The 9,691-nt window shown below is 67.3% G+C and carries 8 protein-coding genes, 2 tRNA genes and 1 pseudogene; 6 read left to right on the top strand and 5 right to left on the bottom strand.

Annotated elements, in window-relative coordinates; all coding sequences use genetic code 11:
• The coding region (locus tag VML93_RS22920; protein WP_325614579.1) for an NAD(P)H-dependent oxidoreductase at nucleotides 1-333 on the bottom strand (333 nt) is incomplete at its 3' end.
• A complete protein-coding gene (locus tag VML93_RS22915) occupies nucleotides 330-1,760 on the bottom strand; it encodes an NAD(P)/FAD-dependent oxidoreductase (RefSeq protein WP_325614578.1) in 1,431 nt (476 codons plus the stop codon). The genes VML93_RS22920 and VML93_RS22915, both read right to left, overlap by 4 nt.
• Before the next feature lie 140 nt (nucleotides 1,761-1,900).
• Here VML93_RS22915 and serA point away from each other — a divergent pair, with 140 nt between their 5' ends.
• Nucleotides 1,901-3,487 carry a phosphoglycerate dehydrogenase gene (serA, locus tag VML93_RS22910; RefSeq protein ID WP_325614577.1) on the top strand — a complete coding sequence of 529 codons (1,587 nt, stop codon included), beginning with the start codon at nucleotides 1,901-1,903 and terminating at the stop codon, nucleotides 3,485-3,487.
• Nucleotides 3,484-4,497 (top strand): 3-isopropylmalate dehydrogenase, encoded by a 1,014-nt coding sequence (locus VML93_RS22905; RefSeq protein WP_325614576.1) that lies wholly within the window; start codon nucleotides 3,484-3,486, stop codon nucleotides 4,495-4,497. Before serA ends, VML93_RS22905 begins: the two co-directional genes overlap by 4 nt.
• A gap of 133 nt (nucleotides 4,498-4,630) precedes the next feature.
• Here the strand turns inward: VML93_RS22905 and VML93_RS22900 are convergent.
• Nucleotides 4,631-5,665: pseudogene (locus VML93_RS22900) on the bottom strand (MFS transporter); the annotation flags it as partial.
• 118 nt (nucleotides 5,666-5,783) lie between these two features.
• On the opposite strand from VML93_RS22900, the gene VML93_RS22895 reads away from it, so the two are divergent.
• The 4 genes from VML93_RS22895 (at nucleotide 5,784) to VML93_RS22880 (ending at nucleotide 8,378) form a co-directional block, all read left to right on the top strand.
• Nucleotides 5,784-6,581: a fumarylacetoacetate hydrolase family protein gene (locus tag VML93_RS22895; protein WP_325614575.1), complete on the top strand. Its 798-nt coding sequence runs from the start codon at nucleotides 5,784-5,786 to the stop codon at nucleotides 6,579-6,581.
• Nucleotides 6,578-8,032: a glutamate--tRNA ligase gene (gltX, locus tag VML93_RS22890; RefSeq protein WP_325614574.1), complete on the top strand. Its 1,455-nt coding sequence runs from the start codon at nucleotides 6,578-6,580 to the stop codon at nucleotides 8,030-8,032. Before VML93_RS22895 ends, gltX begins: the two co-directional genes overlap by 4 nt.
• A 118-nt stretch (nucleotides 8,033-8,150) precedes the next feature.
• Nucleotides 8,151-8,222, top strand: a tRNA-Gln gene (locus tag VML93_RS22885).
• Nucleotides 8,223-8,305: 83 nt separating this feature from the next.
• A tRNA-Glu gene (locus tag VML93_RS22880) sits at nucleotides 8,306-8,378 on the top strand.
• A gap of 16 nt (nucleotides 8,379-8,394) precedes the next feature.
• Here the strand turns inward: VML93_RS22880 and VML93_RS22875 are convergent.
• Together VML93_RS22875 and VML93_RS22870 are read right to left on the bottom strand one after the other, a co-directional pair.
• Nucleotides 8,395-8,895 (bottom strand): PPOX class F420-dependent oxidoreductase, encoded by a 501-nt coding sequence (locus VML93_RS22875; protein ID WP_325614573.1) that lies wholly within the window; start codon nucleotides 8,893-8,895, stop codon nucleotides 8,395-8,397.
• 109 nt (nucleotides 8,896-9,004) lie between these two features.
• Nucleotides 9,005-9,691: IclR family transcriptional regulator (locus tag VML93_RS22870; RefSeq protein ID WP_325614572.1), on the bottom strand; the 687-nt coding region annotated here is incomplete at its 5' end.

The raw sequence follows: 9,691 nt of genomic DNA, 5'->3' as shown, positions 1-9,691 counted from the left end.
CTTGTCCGCGAGCTTGCCTTCGGCCCACAGCCCGCCCAGCGAGTCCAGGAAGGCGCGCAATTGCGCTGCGGGAGAGCCGAATCGGGTGGGCGATCCGAAGATCACCGCGTCGGCCCAGATGATGTCGTCGCCGGTTGCGGTGGGCAGGTCCTTGGTGGCTTCGTAGTTCGCCGTCCATGCGGGATTCTTAGCGAACGATTCCGGGTCGAGCGTCTCGGCGACGTGCCGCACCCGGACCTCGGCGTCGGCCCCCTCGGCCGCCGCAGCGACGCGCTTCGCCATCGACGTGCCGTGGCCGGTGGCGGAGTAGTAGATGATCGCAAGTTTCGTCACGGGCTCAGCTTAGGCATATCGGTGATGCCGAATTCACGGCGCAACAAAGTTCGAGCGGCGTAGTAACCGGCCATGCCGTGTACACCCGCGCCGGGCGGGGTGGCCGCCGAGCACAGGTACACCGTGGGAATCGGTGTGCTCCAGGGGTTCACGCGCGGGGTAGGGCCGGCAATCGCGCGCCAGGTCGAGTTGCCGCCCACGCTGATGTCCCCGCCGACGTAGTTGGCGTTGTGGTCGGACATCTGTGCGGCGGGGACGGCGCGGGCCGCCACCACGACGTCGCGGAATCCCGGCGCGAACCGTTCGACGACGTCGGTCACGACTTCGGTCGCGTCCAGGGTGGAATTCGGCGGCACATGGGCGTAGGTCCAGAACGGGCGGCGACCCTGGCTGTCGATCCGGCCGGGGTCGGCTACCTGCGGAACGGAGGCGAGCACCATCGGACGATCCGCGTGGCGCCCGGCCGCGATTTCTGCCTCCGCTTGCGCCATCTGCTCGCGAGTGCCGCCGAGATGAAGGGTCGGCGCCTGCTGCAACCGCGGGTCTGACCACGGGATGTCGTCGCTGAGCACGAAGTCGACCTTCGACACGCCTGACCCAAACCGATAGCGGCGCAACGCATTAGCGTATCGGTCAGGAAGTGCGTCGCCGTAGCAGCGGAGCAGCGCGGTCGGAGCCGTGTCGAAGACCGCGACACCCGCCGGGGGTTCGGTGACTTCGGTCCCGGCGGTCAGTTCACCGCCATGCGCGCCCAGGTCGGCGATCAGCGCATCGGAGATCATCTGGGTGCCACCCACCGGAATCGGCCACCCCACCGCGTGCGCAAGTGTCGCCAGCATCAGTCCCGCGCCGGCCGATGCAAGGGACGGCAACGGCGTAATCGCGTGGGCGGCAACGCCGGTGAACAATGCACGGGCATCGTCTCCACTCAACGCACCCCACGCCGGCGTGCCCTGGGTCAGCATCCGGAGTCCGAGCCGGACGACGGTCGGCGGCGAGCCGGGTACCGACCGCTTGTCGCCGAGCAGGAATGCCACGACCGCATCGGAGTGCGTCACCAACGGGCTGAGAAAGCGCCGCCAGGACGCACCGTCGGTCAATTCGGCGCAGGTGCGCGTCAGGTCGCGGTAGGCGATCGCCGCGGGTCGCCCCGGCAGTGGGTTGGCATATGCAATCTCGGGTACCGCCAGCTGCACGCCGCGCGCGGACAGGTCGAACTCCGCGAAAAACGGCGACGCCAAGGCCAGTGGGTGCACCGCCGAGCACACGTCGTGTAAGACTCCGGGAAATTCGAGGTCGGCCGCGCTGCGGGCGCCGCCGCCGAAGGTCGGCTGGGCCTCGATGACCTGAACCTTCAACCCCGCACGGGCGCAGATTACGGCTGTTGCGAGGCCGTTGGGCCCGCTGCCGACGACGGTGACGTCCATGTGTCGATTACAGCCGATCGAGCCGATGGCGGCGACCCGCTGCGCCCGGCTCCGCCGCGCTGGCGGTCGCCGCGGGGCCGATGGCGGCGACCCGCTGCGCCCGGCTCCGCCGCGCTGGCGGTCGCCGCTAGGCTGGCCGCGTGAACCTGCCTGTTGTGTTAATCGCCGACAAACTCGCCCAATCAACCGTCGCCGCGCTCGGCGACCAGGTCGAGGTGCGCTGGGTAGACGGTCCCGACCGGGAGAAGCTGCTGGCCGCGGTACCCGAGGCCGACGCGTTGCTGGTGCGGTCCGCCACCACAGTCGACGCTGAGGTGCTCGCAGCGGCCTCCAAGCTGAAGATCGTCGCCCGCGCCGGGGTCGGGCTGGACAACGTCGACGTCGACGCCGCCACCGCGCGCGGTGTGTTGGTGGTCAACGCGCCGACATCGAACATCCACAGCGCCGCCGAGCACGCATTGGCGCTGTTGCTGGCGGCGTCTCGCCAGATCGCGGCGGCCGATGCCTCGCTGCGCGAGCACGCCTGGAAGCGCTCGTCGTTCAACGGCACGGAGATCTTCGGCAAGACGGTCGGCGTGGTGGGGCTGGGCCGGATCGGCCAGCTGGTCGCCCAGCGGATCGCCGCGTTCGGCACGCATGTCGTCGCCTACGACCCGTACGTGTCGCCGGCCCGGGCCGCGCAGCTCGGCATCGAACTGCTGTCCCTCGACGACCTGCTGGCCCGCGCCGACTTCATTTCGGTGCATCTGCCCAAGACTTCGGAGACGGCGGGCCTGATCGACAAGGAGGCGCTAGCGAAGACCAAGCCCGGCGTCATCATCGTCAACGCCGCGCGCGGCGGCCTGGTGGACGAGGCGGCGCTGGCCGACGCGATCACCAGCGGGCACGTGCGCGCCGCCGGCCTGGACGTGTACTCCAAAGAGCCGTGCACCGACAGCCCACTGTTCGAGCTGCCACAGGTGGTGGTGACGCCGCACCTGGGCGCGTCCACCGCCGAAGCCCAGGACCGGGCCGGCACCGACGTTGCCGAGAGCGTGCGGCTGGCACTAGCCGGGGAGTTCGTTCCCGACGCGGTCAACGTCGGCGGTGGGGTGGTCAACGAGGAGGTGGCGCCCTGGCTGGATCTGGCGCGCAAGCTCGGTTTGCTGGCCGCCGCACTGTCTGACGAACTGCCGGCCTCGTTGTCGGTGCAGGTGCGCGGTGAGCTGGCCGCCGAAGATGTTGAGGTGCTGAAACTTTCGGCATTGCGCGGCCTGTTCTCAGCGGTCATCGAGGATGCCGTGACCTTCGTCAACGCACCGGCGCTGGCCGCCGAACGTGGCGTTTCCGCCGAGCTCGCCAAGGCGTCGGAAAGCCCCAACCACCGCAGCGTCGTCGACGTGCGGGCCGTCGCCGCCGACGGCTCTGTCGTCAACGTGGCCGGCACGCTGTCCGGGCCGCAGCAGGTGCAGAAGATCGTGCAGATCAACGGCCGCAACTTCGATCTGCGCGCCCAGGGCACGAACCTGGTGATCAACTACGCCGACCAGCCGGGCGCGCTGGGCAAGATCGGTACCTTGCTCGGAGCCGCCGGGGTGAATATCCAAGCCGCGCAGCTGTCCGAGGATACCGAGGGGCCGAGCGCGACGATCCTGTTGCGGCTGGACCAGGACGTTCCCGACGACGTGCGCTCGGCGATCCGCGCCGCCGTGGGTGCCAACAAGCTTGAGGTGGTTGACCTCTCGTGACGAGACTGGCGGTCGTCGCCGGGGACGGGATCGGTCCGGAGGTGGTAGCCGAGGCGGTCAAGGTCCTCGACATCGTCCTGCCGGGGGTCGAGAAGACCGAATACGACCTGGGTGCCCGGCGCTATCACGCCACCGGCGAGGTACTTCCCGACTCGGTGGTGCCCGAACTGCGTCACCACGACGCCATCCTGCTCGGGGCCATCGGTGACCCCTCGGTTCCCAGCGGCGTGCTGGAGCGAGGTCTGTTGCTGCGCCTGCGCTTCGAGCTGGATCACCACATCAACCTGCGACCGTCCCGGCTGTATCCCGGCGTGAGCAGCCCCCTGGCCGGCAACCCCCAGATCGACTTCGTGGTCGTGCGTGAGGGGACCGAGGGGCCCTACACCGGCAACGGCGGTGCGATCCGCATCGGCACCCCCAACGAAGTGGCCACCGAGGTCAGCGTGAACACCGCGTTCGGCGTGCGTCGGGTCGTGACGGACGCATTCGAGCGGGCCCGGAAGCGGCGCAAGCAACTCACGTTGGTGCACAAGAACAACGTGCTGACGTTCGCCGGTTCGCTGTGGTGGCGGACGGTGCAGGAGATCGGCGAGAAGTATCCCGATGTCGAGGTCGCCTATCAGCACGTCGACGCGGCCACCATTCACCTGGTGACCGATCCCGGCCGGTTCGATGTGATCGTCACCGACAACCTGTTCGGCGACATCATCACCGACCTGGCCGCGGCGGTGTCCGGCGGTATCGGCTTGGCCGCCAGTGGAAATATCGACGCGACCCGGACCAATCCTTCGATGTTCGAGCCGGTGCACGGCAGCGCGCCGGACATCGCCGGTCAGGGCATCGCTGATCCGACCGCGGCGATCATGTCGGTGGCGCTGTTGCTGGCCCATCTTGGCGAGGATGAGGCTGCTGCCCGGGTGGACCGGGCCGTCGAGACCTACCTGGCGAGCCGCGGAAGCGAACGGCTTGCCACCACCGCCGTCGGCGAGCGGATTCAAGCTGGGCTCTAGCCTCCAGCCCGGGTGGCACCAACTTGGTTGGCACCAACGGGATCGCCAGCAACGGGAACAACCCGCACAGGGCCCAGGCCGGCGGATATTTGGCCGCCGTGATCAGCGCACCGAACAGCGGAGGTCCGGTGGCCGCCATCATCCGCTGCGTGGTGTTCTGGATGCCCAATGCGCGTCCGCTCCAGAACGGCCCGGCGAATTCGGTGATCGCGGTTGCCTCCAGCCCGTTGTCGAGCACCGCGATCACCGAGATAACGATCATGAGTGGCACCTCGTACGGCGAACTCACCTGATCGGCGAGCGCGAGCAGAAACAGCGTCGCAGCGGCCGCGATGGCGATGATGAAGACCGGGCGCATTCGTGAGCCGATGCGATCGGACCAACGTCCCACGACGACGCGGCCCAGTGCGCCGAGCAGCTGTGAGATGGTCACCAAACCGCCGGCCTTGGCGACCGACCAGCCGTGGTGGTTCATCAGCCAGACCAGCATGAACGTCACGGTCACCGTCTGCGGCATCATCAGCAACGCCGATACGACGTGGATTCGCCATAGCACCGACGACCCGCGATACGGACTGGCCAGTTCCTGCTCGGTGGCCGTCGCACGAGATTTGCGCGGCGGGTCTTTGACGCCGATCAGGCTGGCCACTGCCGCCACGCTGCACGCGATCGCGGGAAACATCAGTCCCGCGTGCGGGCCCCGTTCGGCCAGTTCGGGTATGACCAGAGCGCCCACGGCGATGCCCAGGGGTTGTGCGGTCTGGCGGATTCCCATCGCCAGGCCGCGCTGGTGTGGTGGGAACCAGCCGGACACCAGCCGGCCGCCGGCGCTGTTACAACTGCCGGCGGCCATACCGCCAAGGAACAGAAAGACGGCGATCCATACCAGTGAATGCGCCGACGCGGCGGCGTAGGCCGCGGCCGCGGTGAGCACCGAGCCCACGGTCATCACGATCCGCTCGCCGACGCGGTCCAGCACGTAGCCCCAGGCGACCAGCGTGAACACCATGCCCCAGCTGGGCATCGACGACAGCAGACTGGCTTGGGTCAGTGCGGTTCCGCGCTCGCTTTCCAGCGCGGGGATCAGGAAGGCGACGCCGTTGATGAACAGGAACGAACTCGCCGTGACCCCCAGCGAGATGATCACGATTCCCCAGCGTGCACCCATGCTCAGTGGGCCCGTGTGGGTCGGGTCCGTCGGCATCCGCTCATGCTCGCATGTGACACCTGCTGCTGAAAGACACGCGCCCGGCGACGGCCCCACCACTCTTACTAGGCTCAACCGAATGCGCCTTGGTCGAATCGCCAGCCCAGACGGTGTCGCCTTCGTCAGCATCGACGGCGACCTGGACGACCCCGGCGGGATGACTGCCCGCGAGATCGCCGAGCACCCGTTCGGGACGCCGACCTTCACCGGCCGATCCTGGCCCCTGGCTGATGTCCGGCTGCTGGCCCCGATGCTGGCCAGCAAGGTGGTCTGTGTGGGCAAGAACTACGCCGACCACATCGCCGAAATGGGCGGCACCACCGGCCCGGCACCGGCGGACCCGGTGATATTCCTGAAGCCCAACACCGCGATCGTCGGACCGAATGTGCCGATTCGCTTGCCCACCAAAGCATCACCCGTCCACTTCGAGGGCGAGCTGGCGATAGTGATCGGCCAGCCGTGCAAAGACGTCCCGGCCGCCCGGGCCGCCGAGAACATCCTCGGCTACACCATCGGCAATGACGTGTCGGCGCGCGATCAACAGAAGTCCGACGGCCAGTGGACACGGGCCAAGGGGCACGACACGTTCTGCCCGGTGGGTCCGTGGATCGTCACCGAGATCGACCCGGCCGATCTTGAACTGCGCACAGAGGTCAACGGCGAAGTCAAACAGCACAGCCGCACCTCGCTGATGATCCACGACGTCGGCGCCATCGTCGAATGGATCTCGGGGGTAATGACATTGCTGCCCGGTGACCTCATTCTCACCGGCACTCCCGCCGGTGTCGGTCCGCTCGAGGACGGCGACACCGTCTCCATCAGCATTCAGGGAATCGGTACCCTCACCAATCCCGTAGTCCGCAAAGGAAAGTCGTGACTGTTCGGGTCCGGTTCTGCCCGTCGCCCACCGGCATTCCGCACGTCGGGATGGTTCGCACCGCGTTGTTCAACTGGGCCTACGCCCGGCACACCGGCGGTACGTTCGTCTTCCGCATCGAAGACACCGACGCCGAACGCGACAGCGAGGAAAGCTATCTGGCGCTGCTCGACGCGCTGCGCTGGCTCGGCCTGAATTGGGACGAAGGGCCCGAGGTCGGCGGACCCTATGGCCCATACCGGCAGTCGCAGCGCAGCGAGATCTATCGGGACGTGGTAGCCCAGCTGCTTGCGGCAGGCGAGGCCTACTACGCGTTCTCGACGCCGGAGGAGGTCGAAGCCCGCCATGTCGCGGCAGGGCGCAATCCCAAGCTGGGCTACGACAATTTCGATCGTCAGCTGACCGACTCGCAGCGCGCGGCACACCTGGCGGAGGGGCGCAAACCGGTGGTGCGGCTGCGGATGCCCGGCGAAGACCTCAGCTGGGACGACCTGGTGCGGGGCACCACCACGTTCGCCGCAGGCACCCAGCCCGATTTCGCGTTGACCCGGGCGAGCGGAGATCCGTTGTACACCTTGGTCAACCCGTGTGACGACGCCCTGATGAAGATCACGCACGTGCTGCGCGGCGAGGATCTGCTGCCGTCGACTCCGCGCCAGCTCGCCCTGTATCAGGCGCTGATCCGGATCGGCGTCGCGGAGCGGATACCGGAATTCGGCCACCTCCCACCGGTATTGGGCGAGGGAACAAAGAAGCTGTCCAAGCGCGACCCGCAGTCGAACCTCTTCCTGCACCGCGACCGGGGCTTCATCCCCGAGGGGCTGCTGAATTATCTTGCGCTGCTGGGCTGGGCCATCGCCGACGACCACGACGTGTTCAGCCTCGACGAGATGGTGGCCGCCTTCGACGTCGTCGACGTCAACTCCAACCCGGCCCGCTTCGACCAGAAGAAGGCCGACGCGATCAACGCCGAACACATCCGGATGCTCGACGCCGGCGATTTCACCGGCAGGCTCCGCGACTACCTGGATGCACACGGCCACCACATCGAATTGGACGACACGCGATTCGCGGTCGCCGCAGAGTTGGTGCAGACCCGCATCGTCGTGCTCGGTGACGCCTGGGAGCTGCTGAAATTCCTCAACGACGACGACTACGCGATCGACCCGAAGGCCGCCGCCAAAGAGCTGGGCCCCGACGGGGATCGGGTGCTCGAGGCCGCGCTGGCCGCACTGGACGGTGTGACCGACTGGACCACCGCGAATATCGAGGAAGCCCTCAAGTCCGCGCTGATCGACGGTCTTGAGCTCAAGCCCCGTAAGGCGTTCGGGCCGATCCGGGTCGCCGCTACCGGAACATCCATCAGCCCGCCGTTGTTCGAATCGCTCGAGCTACTGGGTCGCGACCGCAGTCTGGCGCGGCTGCGGGCCGCTCGTGCCGATGCGGGATGAGGATTGCGCAGCGAGTCTTTGGTAGTGTGCACGTCGGCCCACAACGGCGGGCAGCGGCGTTCTCGAGATCCGTATCGGGTCGGAGAAAGCGGTCTGACCAGCTGTTTTAGGCAGCCAATGGGGTATGGTGTAATTGGCAACACAGCTGATTCTGGTTCAGCCATTCTAGGTTCGAGTCCTGGTACCCCAGCAAAGTCCCATGGCGCAGAGCGATGTCCAAGCGATTAGGTCGGGTTTCGGCGTTGAGCTATGCTGACTGCTCGGATTGTGTCTGGCCCCGTCGTCTAGCGGCCTAGGACGCCGCCCTCTCACGGCGGTAGCGTGGGTTCGAATCCCATCGGGGCTACAAAACCGCCGAGCAATCATCCCGCCGCCGGGGCGGTTGAGCCACCTACCGGCATGGCCGGCAACCCGAGCTTGCGGTGATCCCAGGAGCGGGCGCGGCGGCTGACGATACGCACGCCGACGCGCTTGTTCATCATCTGGTCGACCATGGGCTTCAAATCGTCGGTGTAGGGACCGGTATAGCGCTCCCACACGCTGATCCCGACCCGGTGCAGGGCATCGGGATCTTCGACGATCTCGGCAACGCCTTCGAAGGACACCCCGCGCAACGTGTCATAGGTATCGCCGTCCTCGATCAGGAACGACACCCGCGGGTCGCGCTTGAGGTTGACCGCCTTCTGTGACTTGGCCTTGGTCTCCAGCCAGATTTCGTCGTCGACCACGGCGTACCACATCGCCGTCAAATGTGGTTGGCCGTCGGGGCCGATGGTGGCAAGCGTGCCGGTACGGCTCTTGACGACGAAATCGGCGATCTCGGCGTCGGACATGACGATGCTCGCGCGCTGGTTGCTTCCCATGGCGTCAGTCTGTCAGGCCGTCTGTCCCGAGGCTGCACTGGTGGCGCCGAGACTGAATACAGGTCGCGGTTCGGCCGAAAATCGCGCTCTCAGTGCAGTCTCGGCACCGTCACAAGCGGCGGGTCAAAGCGTCGGCGGCGGCCAGCAGATCGGCCGCCCAACGCGCTCCCGGGCGTCTGCCTATCCGGTCGATGGGTCCGGACACCGAGATCGCCGCGATCACCGCACCGCGGCCGTCGCGCACCGGCGCGGATACGCTTGCGACCCCGGGTTCGCGCTCGGCCACGCTTTGCGCCCAACCGCGTCGGCGCACCTCGGCCAACACCCGGCCGGTGAATTTCGCGGTCGGCAGCACGGCCGCCTGGGTGGCGGCGTCACTGTGGGCCAGTAGCACTTTGGCCCCCGAACCCGCCGTCATCGGTAACCGCGCGCCGATCGGAACCGTATCGCGAAGGCCTGCGGGTGGTTCCAGTGCGGCTATGCAGACCCGCGAAATGCCCTCGCGGCGGTACAACTGCACGCTTTCACCGGTGGTCTCGCGCAACTGAGGCAACACGACCGAACTCGCGGCCAGCAGTGGATCGTTGACGTGTGCCGCCAGTTCGACGATTGCGGGCCCGAGGCACCAGCGGCCCTCGTCGTCGCGGCTCAGCAGGCGATGAAACTCACACGCGGCCGCCAGCCGGTGCGCGGTGGCCCTGGGCAATCCGGTCCTGTCACACAATTCAGCCAGCCCACATGGAGATTCCGCGATGGTGTGAAGTATTTCGACGGCTTTGTCGAGTACGCCGATACC

The organism is Mycobacterium sp., from assembly GCF_035499775.1.
Lineage (GTDB): Bacteria > Actinomycetota > Actinomycetes > Mycobacteriales > Mycobacteriaceae > Mycobacterium.
The sequence above is the reverse complement of the archived record's forward strand: the minus strand, read 5'-3'. Positions and strand labels throughout refer to the sequence as shown.

Coding starts and splice junctions, on each gene's coding strand:
- VML93_RS22915 (WP_325614578.1), bottom strand. CDS start 1,760: ATGGACGTCACCGTCGTCGGCAGCGGGCCCAACGGCCTCGCAACAGCC.
- VML93_RS22875 (WP_325614573.1), bottom strand. CDS start 8,895: ATGGGAAGCAACCAGCGCGCGAGCATCGTCATGTCCGACGCCGAGATC.
- VML93_RS22895 (WP_325614575.1), top strand. CDS start 5,784: ATGCGCCTTGGTCGAATCGCCAGCCCAGACGGTGTCGCCTTCGTCAGC.